Source organism: Hymenobacter antarcticus, from assembly GCF_039539545.1.
Taxonomy (GTDB): Bacteria; Bacteroidota; Bacteroidia; order Cytophagales; family Hymenobacteraceae; genus Hymenobacter; species Hymenobacter antarcticus.
The window spans coordinates 137469-161042 of the sequence record NZ_BAABDI010000008.1; the positions used below are offsets into that span (position 1 = coordinate 137469).

The following is a 23574-nucleotide window of genomic DNA, read 5'->3' on the forward strand; positions in this document are numbered from 1 at the left end:
GGGTGTCTTGGGTTCTCGCCGGTGGGCTGGTGTTTGGGATGGCGGCGCTGGCCTCGTGCTCCGAAGACCAATCCCGGCGCGAAAACGCCGAGCTACGGCTGGACCTATCCGCCACCAAAGAGGCTCCGGCCACGGTTGCCTCCACTGCGAGCGCTGAGGCTGACGCAGTACCGGCCGAAGTGCTGCCGGGAAAGGGCCAGCGGTACCGGGTAGTGGTAGAAACGGCGTATTTTTTCGATAAACCCGAGTTCGCAACGCCCAATGGCCGGTACCTGCGGCGGGGCGACACGTTTTACGGCGAAGGAGAAACCAATGGCTTCGTGAAAGCCGGGTTCAGGCAACCAAACGGGGTTGCCAGCACGGGCTGGCTGAAGGTGCAGGGCCTTGGCAAACTGGCCGGCCGCCCCGCCGCCAACCCCGCTCGCAGTTCCCGGCCGCCCCAGTCAACTCGTGCTGCGGCCTCGCCTGAGCCTTCTGCGTATGAAACGGGTGAAGCAGTGGCCAACACCCGCGAACCGACCAAAGCCGAGGGCAGCAGCCCCCAAACGGCGGTGGTGCAGGTAGCCCGGTCATACTTCTATAATTCCGCCGACCTCGCAACGCCCCGCAAGGCCTTCTGCCAGCGCGGTGATAAGGTGCGGCTCCTCGAAGCGCGTGGGGCTGCCGTGTACGTCACCTTCACCAACTGGGAAAAAGTGACGACTACCGGCTGGATGCGCCAGGACGCGCTACGGTAGCGGACCACCACGGCCGGGCCCGGTGCCGGGCCAGCACAGTCGCGTAATAGCTAAGCCATTATCTCCAATTGCAGCTTATGCACGATGCCCTGCAGCTGCTTATTCCTGGGCAGGGCGCGGGCCAGCATCTGCAAGCCGCCCAGCTGCCGCTCGTTGAGCGGGGTGGGCTGCCCACCGTTGTAGCAGCGGCTGGCGGCCACGAAGCGGGCCAGCGCATCGGGCTGGCTGCCATGGCCCTCAATGCGGAACTGCGCCGGGGCCAGCAGGCCAAAAAACAGCTCCCGCGCCAGGTCGGGGTACTTGTCGAGGCTGGGCGACACGTCGAGGTCGTGCGAGAACATTTCCAGCGTTTCCTGGCTCGTGGTTTCCTCCCGGCACTGCTTGAATTCCTCGTACTCATCGAGCCCCCGGCGCATTTCGGCCAGCGAGGGCAGGGCGTGGTTGCCGCTCCAGCAGTCCGCAATCCAGCGGGCCTGCAGCTCCACAGTGGGGAAATAGGAGCCCACCTGGACAAACAGGCCCATGAAGGCAAAATTGGGGAGCGCCGGGTTAAAGGTGAAGTGGTGCAAATCAAGATGCTGGCGGTCGGCGTGCACGGCCTGCCGAATGTCCTCGCTCAGGAAGGGTAGGTTCAGGTCGTAGCCCGTGGCCAGGATAAGGCAGTCGGCGGGCACCCGCTGGCCGTCGGTGAGCACGGCCCCGTCCGTAGTGAAGTTGCGCACGCCGGGCACGGCCCGGATGTGGCCAATGGCCAGGTCGTCGAGGTAGTCCTGGCACTGGGCCACGCCGGCTTCCAGCAGGTCGTCGGCCGGGCGCAGGCCGCCAAAGTCGGCCGGGTTGCCGAAACTTTCCAGGATGAATTGCTTCAGGCCCGCCGCGGCCTGCGCGGGCGGCAGGGCCTGATTGATATAAGCCGCGAAGCGCGTGAACACCGACTGCTCCACGGGCATGCCCTTGAGCATCTTGCGGATGATGTAGCGCGGCTTGCGGCACGATGAAATCACGGTCGTGTCGGCATTGCGGGCCAGGTCGCTGGCAATTTCGAGGCCGCTGATGCTGTTGCCCACCACCAGCACCCGCTTGCCGCGAAAGTCCTGGCGGCCCCGGTAGGCAAATGAATGCATCACCTTGCCCTCATACTGGTCGAGCCCCGGCGTATTTGGGAAACGAGGCTTGTTGTAGCGCCCCGAGGCCACGATGACGTGCGAAAACGCTTCCGTGTGCCGCTCCCCGGCCGCATCGCTGGTCACCACGGTGTAGCCCTTCGCGGGCCCGCGGCTGATTTGCTCCACGCGGGTGTTCAGGCGCAGGTAGGGCTCCAGGCCAAAGTGCTGCACGTAGGCCGTGAGGTAGGCCAGCACCTCCTGGTTGGTCGGAAACATTTGGGTGCCGGCCGGATAGTCAAAATCCGAAAACGACATCTCGACGTGACAGGAGTTGGCGTGCATTTCGGGCCAGATGCCGCTGTGCGCCGCGCCCTGGTTCCACTGCCCCCCAATGCCGCTACTTTGCTCGATAACAACCGGAGTTTGCCCGTCCTCAAGCAGGGACTTGGCCGCGGCCAGCCCGGCCGGCCCGGCCCCAATGATGGCAACCGTCATTCTTTCCATGACTATAAATAAATAAGTTGTGAACTGGTAAACCTCGCGACATCCCACTATGAGCGCGGCAGCACAAACCCGGTAGTTGGCTTCAGTAGACGATAATGAGTCGGTCAAAGATATTTAATATTAAATATACTTAATATTTAATTGCAAACTCGACGCTAGCTTTGAAAACTTCAACAAAGCGCTGGTTAAGTACTGCTGTTATGCACCAACGGGGCTGGCGCGCGTAACAGCAGTTAAGTACTTGTGCAAAAATAACCGTATTCGAGTCGGGCCTGCTGGTCTGACCGCCCTAGGCGGTCTGACCGGTTGAAGCAACAACGATTTCGGTCCAACAACAACCGGTCTGACCGCCCTGGGCGGTCAGACCGGAGCATACGCGGGTCGTGGCACCCAGTGTTAGTGCCGAAATCGTAGGGCCGGGCTACTAGCTGGTGCCAAGGCTTTGAATGTCAATATTCTAATGTAGTATAGGCGGCCGGGCTACGCAGTGGCCGGGCACGGGCCACACTACAGCAAATTTCAGGTTGGTGTAAGGAGTTAAAAGGTGAGAGTTAAGAGTTAAAGCGCAGGCAGCATGATTTTTAACATTTAACTCTCACCTTTTAACTCTTTACAAAGACTACGAAACGGCTCTAAATAACTAAGTAGGCGCGCCGCCGCCGCTGCCCGTCCCCGCCCGTCCCGCCCAAACCCTGGTTCCATCGCCTCCGTTTCAGCCGCAAATAGCACCCTTTATCTCTTCATGAAATTAATTTTCTCTCTCGCGCTGTCAGGGTCATTGCTCCTGACGTCGGGCCCGTCGGCAATCGCGCAGCAGGCTCCTTCGCCGTATCACACCCGCTTCGCCGTTGACGGCCCCATCACCCTGGGCCTGGGGGCGATGAGCGCCTTCGGCTTGTACCGGGTGCAGCAAAAAAGCGGCCTCAGCGACACCGAGCTGGCGGCGCTCAACAAAAACGACGTACCGAAATTCGACCGTTCCACTGCGGGTAAATACAGCGAAACGGCCCAGACCGTCAGCGACCTGCTGTGCTACCCCACCCTGGTTATAGCCCCCGGCCTGCTGGCCCTGAATCCGGCCATTCGCAGCCGGTACGGCCAGGTAGCGGCCCTCTATCTGGAAACCATGCTGGCCACCGATGCCCTTTTTACCACCACGGTGGGCAATGTGTACCGCTACCGGCCCTACCTCTACGGCACCGAGGGCGGCAATGGGCGCTCCGGCAAGATTGCCACCAACTCCTTCTTTGCGGGCCACACGGCGCATACCGCAACGGCTACTTTCTTCGTGGCCAAGGTCTTGCATGACTTCAACCCCGGCTCGTCGGCCGAGCCATTCATCTGGGGAGCAGCGGCTTTGCTGCCCGCCGCCGTGGGCTACTACCGCATGGAGGCCGGCAAGCACTTCCTCTCCGATAACATCGTCGGGTATGCCATCGGCGCTACCATGGGCATTGTGGTGCCTCAGCTGCACAAGAAAACTGCCGGCCGGGGCGTGTCGCTGATGCCCATGCAGGGCCAGAACGTGAACGGTTACGCGTACTCCGGCCTGTTGCTCACCAAGCGACTGTAAGCCAGGCAATACCTATTTCACGGGCCCATTTCGCACGAAGCCGGTGGCTTTGCTTACCTCAAAGCGGGCGCGGTTGGGCCTGCGTCGGGCCCAGTCGGTGCGGGGAACCAGCACCTGCCAGGTGTCGCCGTTATCGTTCACGCGGGCCGAGTCCACTACGTAACGGGTGGGGTCGGGCTGCGTTAAAATGAAGCGGGCGACGGCGGCCCGGGCGTCGGCGTCGGTGCGGATGGCCAGCTGCGGCTCAGCCGGTTTGGGCGCGGCGGCCGGTGCTTCCCTGTCAGCGGGGGGCGTGCTTTGGCAGCTGCCCAGCCCCAGCCCCAGCCCCAGCAACGCGAAGGGGAGGAGAAGAAGAACGAGTTTTCTTATGGCTCAAAGCTAGGCCGAAGGTGATTGCGGCATTGTTTAGCCCAGTTTTATCAATTCTGATTGTAAGGGCCAGCCCGTGGGTGCGTCAGCCCCGGCGGTTCAACAACCCATTTCCCTAATTATGAAAAACGTATTAAGTGCTGCCATCCTTGGCTACCTGCTGGTGGCCGTTGCCCCATCATCGCACGCCCAAACCTCCCCGCCGGCCCTCACGGCCACGGCCCTCACGGCCACGGCCCTGGCCGTTGGCGAAACGGCGCCCATGTTCCGGGCCAAGGATGCGGCAGGCCGCCAAGTCGACCTCAAGCAGCTGCTGAAAAAAGGGCCGGTGGTGCTGTATTTCTACCGGGGGCAGTGGTGCCCGTTCTGCAACAAGCAGCTCAGCCAGCTGCAGGACTCGCTGCAGCTGCTCACGGCCAAGGGCGCGCAGGTAGTAGTGGTATCGCCCGAAACCCAGGAGAATGTGGGCAAAACCGTGACCAAGACCAAGGCCACCTTCCCCATTGTGCACGACAAGGACTTCGCCATTATGAAGGCCTACCGTACGGCCTTCACCGTGCAGCCCGATGTGGTGACCAAATACAAGGGGTTCGGGGTGGATTTGCTGGCCGCTAACGGGGCCGATGCCGCCGTGCTGCCCGTGCCCGCCACCTACATTGTGGGCCAAAACGGCAAAATCAAATATGCTTATTTCAACACTGATTACCGCCGCCGCGTGAGCGTGAAAGCCGTAGCCGCTGCGCTCTAATCAGGCGCTGAATTCGGTGCCAAGTAACGAGGGGCTCGCCAGCAGGTGAACCCCTTTGGCTTCCAGGTCGGACAGGGCCGCCGCAAACCCCCCGGCGCTGATGGCCCGGGTGGCATCGGTGATGACGAAGGTGGTGAAGCCGGCCGCCAGCGCATCCAGCGCGGAGTAGTACACGCAGTAGTCGCCGGCCAGGCCCGCCAGGTACACCTCGGTTATCTGCCGGCCGCGCAGGTAGTCGGCCAGGCCGGTGCTTTTGCGGTGGCCATTATCGAAAAACGCGCTGTAGCTATCGATTTCGGGGTTGGTGCCTTTGCGGAAAATGGCTTCCACGCGCGCGGTGCGCAGGGCTGGGGCCAGCTCGGCCCCGGGGCTGGCCTGGGTGCAGTGGTCGGGCCACAGCACCTGGGGCAAGCCATGCAGGTCAATCTGCTCAAACGACGTCCGGCCCGCGTGGCTGCTGGCAAAGCTCTGGTGGCCCACGGGGTGCCAGTCCTGAGTGGCTACCACCAGGTCAAACAGCGGCTGAAGTGCATTCACCAGCGGGATAATGGCGTCGCCATCGGGCACGGCCAGCCGGCCGCCGGGCAGAAAGTCATTCTGAATATCGATGAGCAAAAGCGCTTTCATAGGCAGGGGAGAAGGAGAAGAGGAGGCAGCAGAAGGAAATAGGAAGGAGGCGAACGGTATAAAGCACGTCATGCTGAGCGCAGCCGAAGCATCTCTACCGCTTCGTTGTGGTAGCATTGATTACTTCTGCGGTAGAGATGCTTCGGCTACGCGGACGCCAGATGAAGCATGACTGTTTTGGTTGCCAACTCATAATACAACCGCCAAAACCAAGCATTTGCCCGGTGGTTACGTTTACGCAGCTACAAACTATTCGCTACGCACTCATGCCCGACCTTCAGAACCAAGTTGTCCTCGTCACCGGTGCCACGTCCGGCATTGGCAAAGTAACGGCCACCGAGCTGGCCAAAATGGGCGCGCACGTCGTGCTGCTGGCCCGCAACGCCGAAAAAGCGGAAGCTACCCAGCGCGAAATCCGCGCCACCGCCGGCCACGACCGGGTCGAAATCCTGCTCGCCGACCTCGCCGATTTGAGCCAGGTACGCCGGGCCGCCGCCGAGTTTGCCACCCGTCACGCCCGCCTCGATGTGCTGGTGAACAACGCCGGCCTCATTTTTGGGTCTGAGCGCCAGATGTCCGTCGATGGCAACGAAATGGGCGTGGCCACCAATCACCTCGGCCCGTTCCTGCTCACGGCGCTGCTGTTTGAGCAGCTGCGGGCCAGTCCGGCAGCCCGCATCGTCAACCTGGCTTCGGCGGCGTACCTATTTGCCAGGCCCCGGCTGGCCGATTTTCAATCGAAGCGTGACTACAGCGCCATGCGCGTGTACGGCAACACCAAGCTCTACAACATTATGTTTACCCAGGAGCTGGCCCGCCGGCTGCGCGCCCAAGGCATTGCCAATGTCACGACCAATGCCGTGCACCCCGGGGCGGTGGCCAGCAACTTCGGCGCCAGCGCCGGCGGCTGGCTCAGCAAGCTCACTCAGCTGGCCCGCCCCTTCCTGATTTCGGTGGAGAAAGGGGCCGAAACCAGCATTTTCCTGGCTTCCGCGCCCGAAGTGGCCAGCACCAGCGGCGGCTATTTTGCCAAGAAAAAACCTGAGCCGGTGCAGCACGACTTTAACACGCTTCCGCATGCCCGGGAGCTGTGGGAAATGAGCGAGCAGCTCACGGCAACCCGGTTTCTGAGCTAGGACTGCTGGAGCGAGCCGGTTTTTGACCGTTCCTATTTCGCGGGTTCGGGGTCCACTGCGTGTAGCACGGCCACCCAGTCGGCCTCGGTTTTGGGGGCGCGGGCAGCCGTTTTCAGGGGCCCGGCCAGGGCCGGGGCTGCCGCCTGCAACGCCTTGAGGGTGAGCTTGACCGGCAACAGCGCGGCCTCGGGCGTGCGCAGGTAGTAGGCCGGGTGGTCCTCAATCACATCGGGGGTTGGGCTGGTGCTGTAAGCCCCCGGTTGGCTCGCCGTCCTCAGGGTTTTGGCGTAGTGCTTGAGCAGGGTGTAGCGGCCGGCGTGCAGCACCTCCACGTAGTCGGGGCGCTCGCGGGCCAGGGGCGCTTCCGCGAAGCGGCGGAACTGGCGCGGCCGGGCCGGGCCCAGGCCCGAGGCTGGCTCCATCAGCACGAAGCTGGCCACCCGCGCATCGTCGAGCTGCAGCGAATCGGTGGCCCGCGCCGAGGAGCGCATCAGCAGACGGCGGTCCAGCACGTCGTATTTGAGGGGAATCGGGGCCAGGGGCAGGTTGTTGGTCAGGCGAAGCTGGGCCGGCAGCCAGCGCGCATCGGCGTAGGGCGAGCCCACCGTGCCTTCGCCGCTGCCGTGGGGCAAAACGGCGGGCGCTCCCATTGCCAGGTCGCGCAGATTGGAGACGCCGGCGGCGCCTTCCTGGCCAATGGCGGCGGTCTGGGCCTGCGCCCAGGCTCCGATGAGGAGTAGCGCCAGCAGGAGGAATGCACGGAAGAAGGAGGGATAACGCATAGCAACGATGTAGAATGGAAGGCCAATATACACCGGCGGAGACCGTTATGCGGCGGGCGTGGCGGGGTGCAGCGCCCGCCATTCGTCCTCCAGAATACCCATTTCGATGAGCGTCCAGTAGCCGTCGCCGTGCCGCACCACGTCGCGCATCACGCCCTCCTGCTGGAACCCGCATTTGAGGTAGCAGTTGATGGCCGGATGGTTGAAATCGTACACGCCCAGGCTGATGCGGTGCAGCTTCAAATCCTCGAACCCAATGCGGAGCAGGGCCTTCACCATGCCCTGGCAGATGCCGCGCCGACGCTCGGTGGTGTTGCCCACCAGCACCCGCGTGATGCGCCCGGCCCGGTCGCGCTGGCTGATGCCGCCCAGCGAAATATGGCCCACGGTAACCCCGGTTTTGGAATCGACAGCCTTGTAAATAAATACGTTCGGGTCGTTGAGGTCGTTGGAGCCTTCCACGTACCACGTCAGCCCGGCCTCGGTGAGCGGGTACGAAAACATCGAGCCGCTCCACTCTTTCATGAGCCGCTCATCGTCAACCCATTCCATGAGCTGCGTAAAATCGGCGGCGGTGAAGGGTTCTAGTGTAATCATCAGCGCGGCGAAATTAGCGTTAGGAATAATGGCGAATAAGCCCGCAAGTTAACAGGTAAGCAGCCGTAGTGCCGGGCTTATTTTGGGAACAATGCACAAAATAAATCAGCCCAAAACCCCACCGGAAGCCAGCGGACGTTTTGGGCTGATAAACTGCGCCTGACGACAAGCCAGGGCCGGGCTTAGGCGTTGGTCGTCGTGCTGAAGTTCACTTCAATATTGCCGCGCGTAGCCCGCGAGTAGGGGCACACCTGGTGGGCTTTGGCCACCAGCTCTTCGGCCTGCTGCTGGTCGAGGTTCGGAATGTTCACGCGCAGGTCCACTTCGATGCCGTAGTGCTCGCCGTCTTTGCCAAAGCTCACGTCGGCTTCCACCGTGCTGTCCGTAATAGGGGTTTTGCTCAAGCGGGCCACCAGGTTCAGCGCGCCATCGAAGCAGGCTGAATAGCCGGCGGCAAAGAGCTGCTCGGGGTTGGTGCTTTCGGCTTTGCCGGGGCCGCCCATTTCCTTGGGCGTGCTCAGGGGCAGGTCGATAACGTTATCGGAAGAAACGGCGCGGCCGTCGCGGCCACCGGAAGTTTTGGCCTTAGCCGTGTACAAGCGTTCAATGCTCATCGGGTTTGAAATTAAAGGTTGTTGACTGGTATCGGAATCACAAACTGTAATTAATTTCACAATGTTTAATTGTGTGCAATCAATTACAGTATAATCAAAGAATCAACTGATTATCAGTGCGAAAATTTTCGTTAAATAGCGGCTACAGCAACCTGCAAGGCTAAATGCACTCAGGCATCCAGCTTCAGGGTTTGGCGGCTGCGCTCGCGCACGGCCGTTGTCAGGGCCGGATTATCGGCCAGGCGCTGGCCGAAAGAGGGTACCAGCTCCCGCAGGCGGGCCTGCCACTCGGGCGAGGCGGCGCGGGCGGGAAAGCACTTCTGCACCAAATCGAGCATGATGGCCACGGCCGTGCTGGCCCCCGGCGAGGCGCCCAGCAGCGCGGTAATGGAGCCATCGGCGGCCGTCACCATCTCGGTGCCAAACTCCAGTACGCCGCCCTGCTTCTTGTCCTTCTTGATGACCTGCACGCGCTGGCCGGCCACTTCGAGCTGCCAGTCGGCGGGGTTGGCTTCGGGGTAATACTCGCGCAGGGCGGCGGTGCGCTGCTGCGGCGATTGTAGCACCTGCCCGATGAGGTAGCGCGTCAGGCCCAGGTTGCGGGCCCCGGCGTAGAGCAGTGGCCGGATGTTGCCCAGCTCGATTGATTTGAACAAGTCGGTGTACGAGCCCTGCTTCAGAAACTTGGTGCTGAAGCCCGCGTAGGGGCCAAACAGCAGCTCTTTGCGGCCGTTTATCTGGCGGGTGTCGAGGTGGGGCATCGACATGGGCGGCGAGCCCACGGCGGGCTTGCCGTACACCTTGGCCTCGTGCCGGGCAATCACGGCCGGGTTCTGGCACTTAAGCCACTGCCCGCTCACCGGGAAACCGCCAAAACCATTAGCTTCCGGAATACCGGACTTCTCGAGCAGCGGCAGCGACCCGCCGCCGGCCCCGATAAACACGAAGCGGCCGCGCACAATGCGGGTTTCGTCCGAGGCCAGGTCTTTCACTTTCAGCCGCCAGATGCCGTCCTCTTTCTGCCGGAAATCCTCCACCTCCTGGCCCAGCTGAAACTGAACGTCCGGTTGCGTCTTTAGCTGGTCGAACAGGGCGCGGGTCAGGTTGCCGAAGTTCACATCGGTGCCAATGGGCATGTAGGTGGCGGCTACGGGCTCGGCGGGGTCGCGTCCGGCCATCACCAGCGGAATCCACTGCGCAATCCGGGCCGGGTCGGTGCTGAGCTCCATGCCTTGAAACAGCGGCGAATGCAGCAGCGCGGCGTGGCGCTTGCGCAGGTACTCCACGTTGGCCGCGCCCCACACGAAGCTCATGTGCGGAATGGTGTGGATGAAGGCCGTAGGGTCGGGCAGCTGGCCTTCCTGCACCAGCGAAGCCCAGAATTGCTTGCTGAGCTCAAACTGCTCGGCAATCTTGTCGGCTTTGGAAATGTCAATCGAGCCATCGGGCCGCTCGGGCGTATAGTTCAGCTCGCAGAAGGCCGAGTGGCCGGTGCCGGCGTTGTTCCAGGCGTCGGAGCTTTCGGCGGCCACGGCGTCGAGGCGCTCGTAGCCGGCAATGGTGAGATTGGGGTCCAGCGCCTTGAGCAGCACGCCGAGCGTGGCGCTCATGATGCCGGCCCCGATGAGAATGACGTCGGCAACGGGTTTGGCGGGGGAGGAGTCAGTCGGAGTCATAGAAGGAATGAAATGCTAGCAGGCAATACGGGGGGCCGGAGCCGGGGGCTGCTTGTTCAGCGAAAAAAAGCCGGGCTACCTTGCGCCCGCTCCCGCTCCCCACTCCCCCGCAATCCCACCCAATGCCCGACCTCGACCTGCCCTTGCTGCCCCTACCCACCCGCGCCGACCCCACCAATACAGCGGCCCCGCGGCTGCTCATTATCTACACCGGTGGCACGGTGGGTATGGCCGTGAGCCGCGGCGGCGGGCTGGTGCCCATGCAGTTTGGCCGCCTCGACCGCAAGATGCCCGAGCTGGCCCGCCTGCCTTTCCGGCTGGAGCTGCTGAGTCTGCCGGCCCCCATCGACAGCAGCAACGTGACCCCCGCCGACTGGCTGTACCTGGCCCAGCTAATCGGGCAGCACTACGCTGATTTCGATGGGTTTGTGGTGCTGCACGGCACCGATACCATGGCCTACTCGGCGGCGGCCCTGAGCTACGTGTTGGAGCACCTGGGCAAGCCGGTGGTGTTCACCGGGGCGCAGGTGCCGGTGGGGGCCAGCCGCTCCGATGCCCAGCGCAACCTCGTCACGGCCCTCGAAATCGCGGCGGCGCGCCACCCCCGCGCCCACACCGTGCGGGTACCCGAAGTGTGCGTTTTTTTCAACGACGTCCTCATTCGGGGCACCCGCGCCAAGAAGGTGGAAAGCCAGCAGTTCGCCGCCTTCAAAAGTGAGAACTACCCGCCGCTGGCCCGCGCCGGCATCAGCCTGGAATATGCCGATAGAAGTATCCGCCTGCTGCCCGGCGCCCACCTGAAAGTGCACACCCACCTCGAAACCGGCGTGGCCGTGCTGCGCCTGTTTCCTGGCATCACGCCGGCCGTGGTCAGCGCTATTCTGGGTATTCCGGGCCTGAGGGGCTGCGTGCTCGAAACCTACGGCTCGGGCAACGCGCCCACCGCCCCTTGGTTCCTCGACTGCCTGGCCGAGGCCCGCCAGCGCGGCGTGTGGCTCCTCAACGTGAGCCAGTGCGAAGAAGGCCGCGTGGTGCAGGGCAAGTACGAAACCAGCGCCCACTTCACTGAATTGGGCATTGTGGGCGGCGACGACATCACGACCGAAGCGGCCGTGACCAAGCTCATGTTTGTGCTGGGCCTCGGGCTGGGGGAGGCCCGCACCCGCGAGCTGCTGAGCCAGGACCTGCGCGGCGAGATAACACCGTGAAAATGAGTTAGGAGTTAGGAGTTAAGAGTTCAGAGTTGACAGAACGACAACTTTTAACTCCTAACTCTTAACTCTTAACTCATTTTCGCTCTATCTTTGCCCCATCAACCACCATCCTTGAGGGGTGTCCGAGTGGTCGAAGGAGCACGCCTGGAAAGTGTGTATAGCCCAAAAGGTTATCGTGGGTTCGAATCCCATCCCCTCAACGAAAAGCCCGTTTCCAGCCTGGAAACGGGCTTTTTTATTGGCCACTACCTGCGCAAACGCGGTTATTCCGCCGTCACTTCCGTCACGGTCAGCTCGGCGCGTACGGCATTGGCCGGGCGGGCAAAAGAGACGGTCTGGTTGCGGCTGGCCCCCGGGGCCATGCCACCAAACCGGCTGGTAGTGGTGTCCAGCGCCTGACCCTGCGCGTTGTAATACGTCACGGTGTAAGCGCCACCAATTACTTCGGCCACGGTGGCGCGGTTGGTGAGAATGAAGCTGTAGTTTTCGGGGCGCAGCGCTATCTGGGGGATAACCAGGCTGCGCATGTTGCGCAGCTCGTAGCGCAGCAGTTCCCGCACCAGGCGGGCGTGTTCGGGGCCGCGCAGGCCGGCCTGGCGGTAAGCAGCGGGGCTGTCGATGGTGGCAATACCCGTTTGGGCAGCGGCGGGCAATGTAGCAAGAGTGGCGGCCGTAAGGGCCAGCAATAATCGGGTCATAGGCGGAAAGAAATAGAAAGTTTCACTCCGCTAAGGTACGGGAGGGTCGTTAAGAGAACCAAAATACTTGAATTACGCAGCTTGAGGGGATGGTGCATTTCGACTGAACTGCCTAACCGAGGCGCTGCCCCTGCCGCTAACCCAACCTGAACCCTAAAATCCCGTTACCTTGCCCGGCACAACCATTCAGCCCTCATACCGCTCCTTATGACCCCATCTTCGACGCTTCCACCCGCCGCCGGGGCCGTGGAAAAAGACAACAAGCGCATCACCACCGGCTGGACGTTCTACGACTGGGCCAACTCGGTGTACCCGCTGGTGATTACGAGCAGCATCTTCCCGATTTACTGGGGCAGCGTCACCAAGGACATCAACCCCACCGATATGGTGGATTTTCTCGGGTTTCAGGTGCCGGGCTCGTCGCTGCTGACCTACGCTATTTCTGCCGCCTTCCTCATCATTGCGCTGGTGAGCCCGTTTCTGACGTCGCTGGCCGACTATTCGGGCCGCAAGAAGCTGTTTCTGCAAATCTTCTGCTACATCGGGGCCGCCAGCTGCGCGGGGCTGTATTTCTTCACCAAGGACACGCTCACCATGTCCACGTTTATTTTCATCGCGGCCACGGTGGGCTTCAGCGGCAGCATCGTTTTCTACAATTCCTACCTGCCCGAAATCAGCAGCGAGGAGAAGTTTGACTCGCTCTCGGCGCGGGGCTTCTCGATGGGCTACATCGGCTCAGTGCTGTTGCTGGTTATCTGCCTGGCCATTATTCAGGGCCCCGAAATCATGGGTGGGCCGAAGGGCGTGGCCCTGTTCGGCATGACGACGGGGGAGGCCACGCGGTTCAGTTTTCTGCTCACGGGCATCTGGTGGGTGGGCTTTGCCCAGATTCCGTTTTTCACGCTGCCCGCCGATGCCGGACGCCCCGCCGATGCCCCCACCAACAACGATGGCTGGGTACTCAACGGTTTCCGCGAGCTGGGCAAGGTGTGGGACCAGCTTGAGGGCCTGCCCAACCTCAAGCGCTTTCTACTGGCATATTTCACCTACAACATGGGTGTGCAAACGGTGATGTACGTGGCCACCATCTTCGGCGACAAGGTGTTGAAGCTGGAAAGCACTGCCCTCATCATCACCATTTTGCTGCTGCAAATTGTGGGCATTCTGGGCGCTTACCTGTTCGCCAAGCTCTCGGAGCGCATCGGCAACACGCGGGCGCTGAGCTGGGCGGTGTTCATCTGGATGCTGATTTGCATCGCCGGCTACTTCGTGCAGGCCGGCTGGAGCTTTTACGCGCTGGCGGCCGTAATCGGCCTCACCATGGGCGCGGTACAGAGCCTTTCGCGCAGCACCTATTCCAAGATTATTCCCGAAAACACGCCCAACTCGGCCGCGTTCTTCAGCTTTTTCGATGTGACAGAAAAGTTAAGTATTGTGATTGGGACGGCCGTGTTCGGCGTTATCGCCCAGGTCACAGGCTCGATGCGCAACAGCATTCTGTCGCTGATTGTGTTCTTCATTCTGGGGCTGTATTTCCTGCTGAAACTGCGCGGCCGCAAGCTGCGCGAGGACGTGGTTCCGGCCGCGCTGCCCGGCCCGCCCGCCGCATCGGCCATCACCAGCACGCCTTCTACGGTAAAGTAAACCGGGCCGGTATCCGTCAGTCCGGTTCGGTGGATGGCCTGCGGCTACTCTCCACTTTACTATTCTTTTACTCTTTCTCATGAGCGAACCCACTACAGCTGCCCCCACCCGCCTCACCCCACAGGCTGCGCTGGCCCAGGAAGCCCAGCGCGAGCTGGCCCTTACCCGCCGCCTGCTCGAGCGCGTGCCCACCGACAAGTTCGACTGGCAGCCTCACCCCAAAAGTATGAAGCTCGGCACCCTGGCCTCGCACATGGCCAACTTGGTAAGCTTCCTTCAAATCAGCCTGCAAGGCACCGAAACCGACATGGCCACCGTGCCGATGCCCCCGTCGCCCACCCACATCGACGAAGTGCTGCGCCGCTTCGATATCAATGGCGAAAACCTGCGCCGGGCCCTGGCCGACGTCGACGATGCCACTTTCTGGGAAATGTGGAGCATGCGCCGCGGCGAGCAAACCATCATGGCCATGCCCCGCATCATGGTAGCCCGCGTGATGGTGCTCAACCACCTGATTCACCACCGCGGCCAACTTTCGGTGTACCTGCGTCTGCTCGATATTCCCGTGCCCGCCATCTACGGTGGCTCGGCCGACGAGGCCCCGCAGCCCTAACTGTCAGAGTTTTTCTAAACGCAGAACGCCCGGCTGAGCAATCCTCAGCCGGGCGTTCTGCGTTATGGTCTGGCTATTTCCGGGAGAATACAGACTGCCCGCCAATCCAGGTTTGCAGCACTTTGGCACCGCGCAGCTGCTCTTTGGGCGCGGTCAGCAAATCGGTGTCGAGCACCACGAAATCGGCCAGCATGCCGGGCTTAATCTGGCCCTTGCGCTTTTCCTCGAAGCCGGCGTGGGCGGCCCAGGTGGTCATGCCGCGCAGGGCATCGGGGCGGCTGATGGCGTTTTCCATCTGGAAGCCGGGAGCGGGGTAATTCTTGGCATCCTGCCGGGCCACGGCCGAATGGAAGCCGAATAGCGGGTTGATGTCCTCCACCGGGAAGTCGGAGCCCAGCGCCAGCTGGCCGTACTGCCTCAGCAGCTCGGCGTAGGCGTAGGCCGTTTTGACGCGGGCCGCGCCCAGCCGCTCGCCGGCCCAGTACATATCCGACGTGGCGTGGGTGGGCTGCACCGAAGGCACGATGCCGAACTGCCCGAACTTGGGCATATCGGCCGGCGTAACGACCTGGGCGTGCTCGATGCGCCAGCGGCGGTCCTTCTGGCCCTGCAGTGCCTCGCCGTAGATGTTGAGGATGATGCGATTGGCCGAGTCGCCGATGGCGTGGGTGTTCATCTGGAATTTCGAGGCGGCCAGCTCTTTAGCCAGGGCGCGGTATTCCTTCTCGGTCGAAAGCAGAAAGCCGGTTTCTTTGGGGCGGTCGGCATACGGCTGCACCAGGCAGGCCCCGCGCGAACCCAGCGCGCCATCGGCATACACTTTGAAGGAGCTGACGGTGAGCTGGTCGGTCAGAATCGGGCCATTCTTCAGGTAGAAGGCGCGGTTGGCGGCCGTTGGGTTAATCATGACATTGAGGCGCAGCCGAAGCTGGCCCTGCTGCTGCAAGGCGGCCATGTAGTCGATGTCGGCGCGGTCGAGGCCGGCATCGGCGAGGCTGGTGAGGCCCACGGCCAGGCAGTTTTGCTGGGCCTGCATCAGCAGAGGAGTAGCTTCGGCGGGCGTGGGGTCGGCGATTTTGCTGCTCACCAGGCGGGTGGCATTGTCCACGAGCAGGCCGGTGAGGCGGCCCCGCGCGTCGCGCGTGATGGTGCCGCCGCTGATGGGCGTGCTCGCCGTAACGCAAGCCAAATCGAGTGCCTTCTGATTCACGAGCGCGGCGTGGCCATCCACGCGGATGAGGAACACCGGCACGTCGGGAAACAGCTGGTCGAGCGTGTCTTTGGTGGGGAACTGCTTGCTGGACCAGTCGTTCTGGTCCCAGCCGCGGCCGGTGAGCCAGGCGGCCTGCGGGTACTTCCGGCGGTTTTCCTGGAGCCGCTGAATGACTTCTTTCCAGGAAGTGGTGCCCACCAAATCGGCGCTGGGCAGGGCCAGGGCGTAGCGGTAGAAGTGGCAGTGCGCGTCGTAAAATCCCGGGTAAATAAATTTGCCCCCGGCATCCACCTCCTGCTTGGCCTCATACTTGGCCTTGAGGTCAGTGGCGGAGCCCACGGCCACGAATTTGCCATCTTTCACGGCAAAGGATTCCGCCTTGGCGAAGGTCGAATCAACGGTGTAAACGGTAGCGTTGGTTACCAGCAGGTCCACGGCTTCGCGCTTGGCCTGGCAGCCGGCCAGCAAGCCAAGCGCCAGGATTGGCGCAGTGAGCTGGCGGGCAAAAGCATTTGTAAAATACACCATTGAATCAAAAAAGAGGGTTCTGAAAACAGGCTTATGGTAAAAAAGAACGTCATGCCCATCTGGCGTCCGCAAAGTCGAAGCATCTCTACCGCGCCAGCTGTCATCCTGAGCTTGCGAAGGACCTTGTCACGCCCCAACGATTCGTTCAGCGGTGATAAGATGCTTCCTTCGTCAGCATGACAACTGGCACGCGAGATGCTTCGGCTTCGCGGACGCCAGATGGGCATGACGTTCAATTAAATCTGCGAAATCTATCAAATCTGCGTCAATCTGCGGTCCTTACTCGAAGCGCATGTGCTTCACCGACTCGCCCGAATTTTGCAGCTCCTGCAGCGACTCGATGCCGATTTGCAGGTGGCGCTTCACGAAATCGGTGGTTACTTTCGAGTCCGATTCCGACGTTTTCACGCCTTCGGGCGTCATCGGGTTGTCGCTCACCAGCAGCAGGGCGCCGTGGGGAATGTCGTTCATGAAGCCGACCACGAAGATGGTGGCCGTTTCCATGTCGACGGCCAGGGCGCGCACCCGGCGCAGGTAGTCCTTGAACTCCTGGTCGTGCTCCCACACGCGGCGGTTGGTGGTGTACACGGTGCCGGTGTAGTAGTCCATCTCGTGCTTCTTAATCATGCTGCTCACGGCGCGCTGCAACCGGAAGGAGGGCAGGGCCGGAATTTCCTTGGGCAGGTAATCGTCCGAGGTACCGTCGCCGCGAATGGCCGCGATGGGCAGCACCAAATCACCGAGCTTGGTCTTTTTCAGGCCGCCGCACTTGCCCAGAAACAGGGCCGCCTTGGGCTTGACGGCCGAGAGCAAATCCATGACCGTGGCCGCCATCGGCGAGCCCATGCCGAAGTTGATGATGGTGATGCCGTTGGCTGTGGCCGTCTGCATGGGCTTGTCTTTGCCGCGCACCTCGCAGTCGAACTGCTCGGCAAACATGTACACGTAGTTGCTGAAATTGGTGAGCAGGATGTACTGCCCGAACTCGTCCAGCGGCACACCGGTATAGCGTGGCAGCCAGTTATTTACAATTTCTTCTTTGGTCTTCATTTGGCAATGAGTAAATGGGTGAATGAGCGAATGGGTGAATGAGTTCTGGAGCCAAACGATGCAATCATCATTCACTCATTCGCTCAGTCACCCACTCACTCATTGAAAAAGGTACCTTTGGAGGTGATGCAAGCTCTGGACCTGCCGCCTTTCGAGGCCAAACTTACGCAATCGGCCACGAATCAGCCCCTCATCTGGGACGGGCTGCGGCGTAAGCACGTCGTGCTCACGCCCGAAGAGTGGGTGCGTCAGCACGTCGTGCATTACCTGATTAATAACCTGGGCTACCCGCGCGGCCTGCTGGCCCTGGAGCGCGGCCTGCGCTACAACCAGCGCCAGAAGCGCACCGACCTGCTGGCTCTCAACCCCGACGGCCAGCCCCTGCTGCTGGTGGAGTGCAAAGCGCCCTCCGTAGCCATCGATGCGGCCGTGGCCCGGCAGGCCACCACCTACAACCAAACCATCGGCGCGCCGCTGCTGCTGATAACGAACGGCTTGGTGCATTACTGCTGGCGCGTCGATTTTGCGACCCGGACCAATGAGCGGCTGGCGGAAATTCCGGCGTTTGCGGCCGCCGTGCAGTTGTAGGTCGCGCTTGAATTTGGTTTAGGGATATTTAAGGACGTCAGGCAGAATGCTCTGCCTGAACGGGATAGCAGCTTGTTTTTGAGCTGACGCGAGCCATTGCAGCAAATTTCAGGTTAGTGTAAGGAGTTAAAAGTTAAAACGCAGGTAAGTAGTAGTGCCTAAATAATCGTCACTAAAAAAAGCACGTCATGCTGAGCGAAGTCGAAGCATCTCGCGTGTGGTAGTAATTCAATCGATTGGTTTACTGCTACACGCGAGATGCTTCGGCTGCGCTCAGCATGACGTTCAAATTCGTGTCGATTATTCATCCTTAACTACTTAGCATGATTTTTAACTTTTAACTCTCAACTTTTAACTCTTTACAAAGACTGCGAAACGGCTCTAGAGCACTGGCAATGGCAGGATTGCGGGCGGAATCAGCCCACTCGCTTCGTGGTGCTGCTCAAAGAACTCATCGCACCAGCGGCAGATATTTTGCAGGTCCTCGGTGCGGGCGCGGGCGTGCGCTTCCGTCACGCCGATGGACTCGCCCATTTTCCACGGGTCGCCCTGGTTGAGGCGCTGCATGATTTCAGATTTTGAGGCCCGCAGCAGCACATCGGCCACTTTTTCGGTGCGGGCATCGCCGAGGGGGAATTTGGTGCCGGGACAGCAGGGGTTGATTTTCCAGAGTTGGATGCTGATTTCCTGGGGCAGCTCGGTGCCGCCCAAAAAGCCCCTGGCCCCGGAGAGGATGGCGCAAAAGTTGTGGTTCGGGTCTTTGAGCCAGATGTCTTTTTCCAGGGCCCGGCCGCGGGCCCAGTTGCCGCCCAGCCACATATCCTCGGTGGCACCCCAGTAGCCCCAGCTCAGCCGGTTTTCGGCCAGATAATGGTCTTTTTCGATGAGTGGGTCGTGGTCGTCGCCGTTCACACCCCGGCTTTCGAACAGGTCGGCCAGGGTCATGAGGCGGGAGCCCGCCATTTTGTGGTAGCGGTCGATGCTGGCAATGTCGAAGCGCGTCACGCCCTTGGCGATGAGCAAATCCAGGATTTCGGCCGTCAGCAGGTCGCCGTTGGTTTGCAGCATGACCTGGGTGCGGCCCTGGTATTTTTCCTGAACGGCATCCAGAATCAGATACAGCTTGGCGCGGTCGGCCACGGGCTCGCCGCCGGAGAGGATAAGCCGGTCGACTTGGTCGGGCAGGTTGCGCACGATGCGCAGGCAGTCCTGGGCACTGATGCGGGTGCCCTGCGGGCCGGAGCTATTGTAGCAGTGGTCGCATTTGTCGTTGCACAGCTGGGTGAACACCCAGTAGACAGACTCGCAGTGGTTGAAATCGGTTTTCATATGTGGTATATACCTGACGGTCATGCTGAGCTTGTCGAAGCATCTCTACCGCGTAACTAATCCTTGCGATTGGGTTACTATTGAGGTAAAGATGCTTCGACAAGCTCAGCATGACGTTCTTTTTGGTCGTTCTATTTGATGTTCTAACAGGCCGAAGCTGCATTTTGCTGAATATTCTCCCAAAACGCCAGCTCCGACCGGATGCTGGTGCGCGGGTCGTCGATAAACTCGGCCACCGCGCCAAAGCTGGTGAGCTGGCCCTGGTCCAAATAAGCGAAGCGGGTGCCTACGGTGAGGGCCTCGCGGCTGTCGTGGGTAACAAAAAGGGAGGTGATGTGGTGCTGCCGGCTCACGCGCAGAAACAGCTGCTGCATGTCGGCGCGGGTTTGGGCGTCGAGGTTGCCGAAGGGCTCATCGAGCAGCAGCACGCGGGGCCGAATAATGAGGGCCCGCCCAAACGACACTCGCTGGCGCTGCCCGCCCGAGAGCTGGTGCGGGGCCTTTTGGGCGTGGCCGCGCAGGTCCAGCTCATCGAGCAGTTCCGTTACCTGCTGGTCGATTTCGGCCCTGGCCGCCTTGCGGATGCGCAGGCCAAAAGCCACGTTCTCGAACACGGTGAGGTGCGGAAACAGCAGCGGCTCCTGGTAGAGGTACACCATCTGGCGCTCGTTGGGCGGCACCGGGCGCAGGTCCTGGCCATGCAGGGCCAGGGTGCCGGTGTCGGGCGCTTCCAGGCCGGCCAGGATTTTGAGTAGCGTGGTTTTGCCGCAGCCCGAGCGGCCCAGCACGGCCAGCACCTCGCCCTCCTCCAATTCAAAGGCGATGTCGCGCAGCACCGGCTGCGTGCCGAACTGCTTGGTCAGGTTGGCCACGGTCAGCAGCGGGCTCATACGCGGGCCCCCTCGCCGTACGCGGCTGCATTGATGGTCATGCGGTCGGCCACCGGCCGTTCGCCGCCGAGCCATTCGGTGAGGCGGTCCACGTAATTATCGAGGTGGGTGATTTGCTGCACGCCGTGCTCCACGATGGGGTCGAGGGTGGTGGCCAGCAGGGTGCCGCCGTACTGGTGGGTCTGCCAGGTAATAACGTCGCCCTCGGCGTTGGTCTGGATGATTTCGGCCGATTCGGGCACGCGGGTATACACGCCGTGGGTGTGCCAGCAGGCCTGGCGCGGCGTGAGGCCCTGGTACACCGGGTGGTCGTAGTTGGTATCCGACACGGGCGGCTTGGTGGGGTCCGTCACCCACCAGTAGTTGTTCACGGGCCGGTCTTCCCACCGCGCATCGAGCCAAGCCGTGGATGAGTCGCCCTCGACAAACACCTTCTTACCGGCCCGCAGAAAATCGTAGATAATGTCCCGCTTTTCGGTCAGCACGGCTTGGTTCGACTGAAAGGGAATGGCCAGGGCCTCCAGGTCCCGCACGGCGGCGGCATCCAGGTCGTGCACGTAGAGCAGGCGGTATAAGTCGCGGTATTTGGGGGCCGTGGCCATGGCGTAGTGCGACCACACGCCGTTGAAAAGCAAGCCAATCTTAGCCATGAGCGGGAACGGTTGAGGTGGAAATCAGTTGCAAGAAATTGCGGTATAAGGTTACCAAGGCGTTTTCGGAACGGCCGGCGTAAGTCACGTCGGCCAGCGGGCCGCTGGCCGTGAGCAGCATGCGGCCGTTGGTGCTCACCTCGTCGAGCACCACGATGGGGCGCTGCCAGGTGTCGGCCAGCAGCACCTCCGCCCCGGGCGCGGCCTGAATATAGCCGCAGGCCCACCAACCGGTCATGCCGTGCGAGAAGTTCAGCTCGTCGAGGTGGAGGTTTTGGAGCAGGCCGTGGCGGTCGGGGCCGGCGGTGTAGCGCACGTCCTGGGTGCGGTGCGCGTTGTCCATCACCCAGTGGTTGCCGGGCACCCAGGCAGTGAAAAAGCCGTCGCAGCACATCAGGGCTTTGCCCGCCGCCAGGAAGTCGCGCACCTTGTCCTTGATTTTGAGCATCGCCACGTGGTCGGAGCCGTTGGGCACCACCAGCAGGTCGTAGGGCGTCAGGTCGGGGTTGAAATCCCGGGTGATGAGGCAGGTGGTATACTGCACCAGCTCATTCGAAACGTAGTATTTCTCGAGCCCGACGAGGCCGTTGGAAATAAGCAGGGCGTGTAGCACGGAGGATTAATGATTAATGGTGAGCGGTTAGTGGTAAATGGTTAGTGATAAATGATGAATGATAAATGGTGAATGGTTAGCTGTGAATTGAAGAGCAAAGTATTAACCACTAACCACTAACCACTAACCATTCACCATTAATCACTAAATAGCTACGGCTTTCGCAGCAGGGCAGATTTATTGACCAGCAGCAGCAGGGCCGGGGGCAGCAGCAACAGTAGCGACGCCATGGCCGCCAGCGGCGCGTTGGCTTCGCCTACATACGTGAATACCTGTACCGTGAGGGTGCGGACTTTGCCCACACTTAACACATTGGTCAGCCCAAAATCGAACCAGGCCAGTAGAAAAGTCTGAAAGAAGGTGGTGCGCAGCAGCGGCCAGGCCAGCGGCAGCAGCACTTGGCGCAATGCCTGGCGCGGCGTGCAGCCCAGCGTGCGGGCCAGGTGCTCAAACTCAGTGGCCTGCCGGCTCCAAAAGCTGCGTAGCAGCAGCGTGGCAAACGGCAGCGCCACCAGCAGCAGTCCCACCAGCACCCCGCCCACCGACCCCGACAAGTGCAGCCGGATGATAAATGGCTGAATGAGAACGGCCAGCAGCACCGGCGGCAGGGCGTAGGGCAGGTAGCTGGCCGCTTCCCAGCGTGCCGACCACCGGCTGCGCGTGATGGCCCGCGCCAGCCCGAAGCCGCCGGCCGTGGCCACCACCGCCACCGTGCCCGCCAGCAGCAGGCTGCGGCCCAGCCCGGCCAGCAGGTCGTTATCGGCGGCCACCAGGCTGCGCAGCGTATCCAGCGAGTAGCCGGGGGGCAGCACCGCCGGAAAGCGCCAATCCTGGCCCACCGCCAGCAACCCCAGCAACCCGAAAGGCAGCGCGAAGAGTACTATTAGCGCAAAGGTGAGGAGCTTCGAACGCATGGAAAAGAATGATGAAGAGCGCCCTACAGCAGCCGGACCTGGCGGGTGAGGCGCAGCAAAAGCGCTATCAGTCCCAGCAGCCCGCCCGCCACGAGGAAGCCGGCCAGGTAGGCCGCCGGCAGGTCGGCCAGGTCGAACCGCTGGAGGCGGGTAGTAATGTACACGCTAAGCATTTGCGGGTAGGGCCGGCCCAGCAGCAGCGGAATGTCGTAGGCACCGAGCGTGGCTATGAAGCTGAGCAGCAGCGTGGGTGCGGCCCGGCGCAACAGGAGCGGCACCGCCACCCGCCGCCGAAACTGCCCCACGCTGGCCCCGAGCGTGAGGGTGAGCTGCCGGTATTCATCAAGCCGGGTTTCCTGGTAGATGGCCTGGAACAGCAAGGTCAGGAACGGAAAAGACAGCAGCACGTGCGCCAAAATGATGCCCACGCCGGCCCCGTCCTGCACCAGCTCGGGGAAAGCCGCCAGGTTACTCGTCAGCCCCAGCTGAAAGCTGATGCGCGAGAGCCAGCCGGCCCGGCTCAGTAGCTGAAACAAGTAGAAACCGACAACCAGCGCCGGCATCAGCAAGGGCACGTACAACAGGCTGGAAAAGGCCGGCCGCCGCAGCGTGGGCTGAGCCCGTAGCACCAGCAGCAGCGCCAGCGCGACCGAAATACTCACCGAGGCCACCGCGCACCAGACGCTGTACAGCGCCGCGTAGGGCAGGCCCGAATCGGAGCCCAGCGCCCGCCAATAGCGCCCGGTAAAACCAGCCGCCAACGGCCCGGCCAGCCCCAGGCTGCCCAGCAGCGCGTAGCCCAGGCCCGCCAGCGGCAGGCCCACCACCAGCAGGCCATACAGGCCGAGTAATAAAGTGCTTTCACGTTTCACCGGCATGCCAGCAGGAAGAAAAAAGAACGTCATGCTGAGCGAAGTCGAAGCATCTCTACCGCGTAAGTATTCATTTACTACAGCGGTAGAGATGCTTCGACTTCGCTCAGCATGACACTTAACCATTAAGTGCTTATGCAAAAATAACCGTATTCGAGTCGAGCCTGCCGGTCTGACCGCCCTAGGCGGTCTGACCGGTTGAAGCAACAACGATTTCGGTCCAACGACAACCGGTCAGACCGCCTAGGGCGGTCAGACCGGGGCATACGCTTACTTCTGCACGAGTACT

The 23574-nt window shown here is 61.7% G+C and carries 24 protein-coding genes and 1 tRNA gene; 9 read left to right on the top strand and 16 right to left on the bottom strand.

Annotation, left to right across the window (positions count from 1 at the left end):
- The first annotated feature begins 2 nt into the window (after window positions 1-2).
- Window positions 3-737 carry a hypothetical protein gene (locus ABD819_RS08130; protein WP_345122913.1) on the top strand — a complete coding sequence of 245 codons (735 nt, stop codon included), beginning with the start codon at window positions 3-5 and terminating at the stop codon, window positions 735-737.
- A gap of 50 nt (window positions 738-787) precedes the next feature.
- Here ABD819_RS08130 and ABD819_RS08135 read toward each other — a convergent pair whose 3' ends face one another.
- Entirely contained in the window at window positions 788-2338 is a 1551-nt protein-coding gene (locus ABD819_RS08135; protein WP_345122915.1) for a flavin-containing monooxygenase, read from the bottom strand.
- A gap of 751 nt (window positions 2339-3089) precedes the next feature.
- On the opposite strand from ABD819_RS08135, the gene ABD819_RS08140 reads away from it, so the two are divergent.
- Window positions 3090-3920 (top strand): phosphatase PAP2 family protein, encoded by an 831-nt coding sequence (locus ABD819_RS08140; RefSeq protein ID WP_345122917.1) that lies wholly within the window; start codon window positions 3090-3092, stop codon window positions 3918-3920.
- A gap of 12 nt (window positions 3921-3932) precedes the next feature.
- On the opposite strand, the gene ABD819_RS08145 is transcribed toward ABD819_RS08140, so the two are convergent.
- Window positions 3933-4253: a hypothetical protein gene (locus ABD819_RS08145; RefSeq protein ID WP_345122919.1), complete on the bottom strand. Its 321-nt coding sequence runs from the start codon at window positions 4251-4253 to the stop codon at window positions 3933-3935.
- A gap of 157 nt (window positions 4254-4410) precedes the next feature.
- On the opposite strand from ABD819_RS08145, the gene ABD819_RS08150 reads away from it, so the two are divergent.
- The gene (locus ABD819_RS08150; protein ID WP_345122921.1) at window positions 4411-5037 is read left to right on the top strand and encodes a peroxiredoxin-like family protein; all 627 of its coding nucleotides are present in this window, start codon (window positions 4411-4413) and stop codon (window positions 5035-5037) included.
- Here the strand turns inward: ABD819_RS08150 and pncA are convergent, their stop codons facing one another.
- A complete protein-coding gene (gene pncA / locus ABD819_RS08155; protein ID WP_345122923.1) occupies window positions 5038-5664 on the bottom strand; it encodes a bifunctional nicotinamidase/pyrazinamidase in 627 nt (208 codons plus the stop codon).
- A 266-nt stretch (window positions 5665-5930) separates the two neighbouring features.
- On the opposite strand from pncA, the gene ABD819_RS08160 reads away from it, so the two are divergent.
- Window positions 5931-6800, top strand: a complete 870-nt coding sequence (locus ABD819_RS08160) for an SDR family oxidoreductase (protein WP_345122925.1) — start codon at window positions 5931-5933, stop codon at window positions 6798-6800.
- Between the two features lie 32 nt (window positions 6801-6832).
- Here the strand turns inward: ABD819_RS08160 and ABD819_RS08165 are convergent, their stop codons facing one another.
- From ABD819_RS08165 to mqo, 4 genes are all read right to left on the bottom strand, one after another.
- Window positions 6833-7582: a hypothetical protein gene (locus ABD819_RS08165; protein WP_345122927.1), complete on the bottom strand. Its 750-nt coding sequence runs from the start codon at window positions 7580-7582 to the stop codon at window positions 6833-6835.
- A 45-nt stretch (window positions 7583-7627) separates the two neighbouring features.
- Window positions 7628-8179 carry a GNAT family N-acetyltransferase gene (locus ABD819_RS08170; protein ID WP_345122929.1) on the bottom strand — a complete coding sequence of 184 codons (552 nt, stop codon included), beginning with the start codon at window positions 8177-8179 and terminating at the stop codon, window positions 7628-7630.
- A 182-nt stretch (window positions 8180-8361) separates the two neighbouring features.
- A complete protein-coding gene (locus ABD819_RS08175) occupies window positions 8362-8793 on the bottom strand; it encodes an organic hydroperoxide resistance protein (protein ID WP_345122931.1) in 432 nt (143 codons plus the stop codon).
- 170 nt (window positions 8794-8963) lie between these two features.
- Complete coding sequence (gene mqo, locus ABD819_RS08180) at window positions 8964-10469, bottom strand: malate dehydrogenase (quinone) (RefSeq protein WP_345122933.1); 1506 nt, start codon at window positions 10467-10469, stop codon at window positions 8964-8966.
- Window positions 10470-10591: 122 nt separating this feature from the next.
- Between mqo and ABD819_RS08185 the strand changes: the two genes are divergently transcribed.
- Together ABD819_RS08185 and ABD819_RS08190 are read left to right on the top strand one after the other, a co-directional pair.
- Window positions 10592-11677 carry an asparaginase gene (locus ABD819_RS08185; RefSeq protein ID WP_345122935.1) on the top strand — a complete coding sequence of 362 codons (1086 nt, stop codon included), beginning with the start codon at window positions 10592-10594 and terminating at the stop codon, window positions 11675-11677.
- A 118-nt stretch (window positions 11678-11795) separates the two neighbouring features.
- Window positions 11796-11883 (top strand) — tRNA-Ser (locus ABD819_RS08190).
- Between the two features lie 63 nt (window positions 11884-11946).
- Here ABD819_RS08190 and ABD819_RS08195 read toward each other — a convergent pair.
- On the bottom strand, window positions 11947-12381 hold the full coding sequence (locus tag ABD819_RS08195; RefSeq protein WP_345122937.1) for a hypothetical protein: 435 nt from the start codon (window positions 12379-12381) through the stop codon (window positions 11947-11949).
- A 207-nt stretch (window positions 12382-12588) separates the two neighbouring features.
- Between ABD819_RS08195 and ABD819_RS08200 the strand changes: the two genes are divergently transcribed.
- Together ABD819_RS08200 and ABD819_RS08205 are read left to right on the top strand one after the other, a co-directional pair.
- Complete coding sequence (locus ABD819_RS08200; RefSeq protein WP_345122939.1) at window positions 12589-14025, top strand: MFS transporter; 1437 nt, start codon at window positions 12589-12591, stop codon at window positions 14023-14025.
- A gap of 79 nt (window positions 14026-14104) precedes the next feature.
- Window positions 14105-14638, top strand: coding sequence for a DinB family protein (locus tag ABD819_RS08205; protein WP_345122941.1), 534 nt, complete (start codon window positions 14105-14107; stop codon window positions 14636-14638).
- A 73-nt stretch (window positions 14639-14711) separates the two neighbouring features.
- Here ABD819_RS08205 and ABD819_RS08210 read toward each other — a convergent pair whose 3' ends face one another.
- Both ABD819_RS08210 and ABD819_RS08215 read right to left on the bottom strand, forming a co-directional pair.
- The gene (locus ABD819_RS08210) at window positions 14712-16379 is read right to left on the bottom strand and encodes an amidohydrolase (RefSeq protein ID WP_345122944.1); all 1668 of its coding nucleotides are present in this window, start codon (window positions 16377-16379) and stop codon (window positions 14712-14714) included.
- A 279-nt stretch (window positions 16380-16658) separates the two neighbouring features.
- Window positions 16659-17429, bottom strand: coding sequence for an AMP nucleosidase (locus ABD819_RS08215; RefSeq protein ID WP_345122946.1), 771 nt, complete (start codon window positions 17427-17429; stop codon window positions 16659-16661).
- Between the two features lie 102 nt (window positions 17430-17531).
- Here ABD819_RS08215 and ABD819_RS08220 point away from each other — a divergent pair, with 102 nt between their 5' ends.
- Window positions 17532-18017 (top strand): type I restriction enzyme HsdR N-terminal domain-containing protein, encoded by a 486-nt coding sequence (locus ABD819_RS08220; RefSeq protein WP_345122948.1) that lies wholly within the window; start codon window positions 17532-17534, stop codon window positions 18015-18017.
- A gap of 381 nt (window positions 18018-18398) precedes the next feature.
- On the opposite strand, the gene ABD819_RS08225 is transcribed toward ABD819_RS08220, so the two are convergent.
- From ABD819_RS08225 to ABD819_RS08250, 6 genes are all read right to left on the bottom strand, one after another.
- On the bottom strand, window positions 18399-19346 hold the full coding sequence (locus tag ABD819_RS08225) for a radical SAM protein (protein WP_345122950.1): 948 nt from the start codon (window positions 19344-19346) through the stop codon (window positions 18399-18401).
- 143 nt (window positions 19347-19489) lie between these two features.
- Complete coding sequence (locus tag ABD819_RS08230) at window positions 19490-20236, bottom strand: ABC transporter ATP-binding protein (protein ID WP_345122953.1); 747 nt, start codon at window positions 20234-20236, stop codon at window positions 19490-19492.
- On the bottom strand, window positions 20233-20886 hold the full coding sequence (locus tag ABD819_RS08235) for a hypothetical protein (protein WP_345122955.1): 654 nt from the start codon (window positions 20884-20886) through the stop codon (window positions 20233-20235). Before ABD819_RS08235 ends, ABD819_RS08230 begins: the two co-directional genes overlap by 4 nt.
- Entirely contained in the window at window positions 20879-21499 is a 621-nt protein-coding gene (locus ABD819_RS08240; RefSeq protein ID WP_345122957.1) for a hypothetical protein, read from the bottom strand. Before ABD819_RS08240 ends, ABD819_RS08235 begins: the two co-directional genes overlap by 8 nt.
- Window positions 21500-21651: 152 nt before the next feature.
- Window positions 21652-22413, bottom strand: coding sequence for an ABC transporter permease (locus tag ABD819_RS08245; protein ID WP_345122959.1), 762 nt, complete (start codon window positions 22411-22413; stop codon window positions 21652-21654).
- Window positions 22414-22436: 23 nt separating this feature from the next.
- Entirely contained in the window at window positions 22437-23291 is an 855-nt protein-coding gene (locus ABD819_RS08250; protein ID WP_345122961.1) for an ABC transporter permease subunit, read from the bottom strand.
- Window positions 23292-23574: the final 283 nt, after the last annotated feature.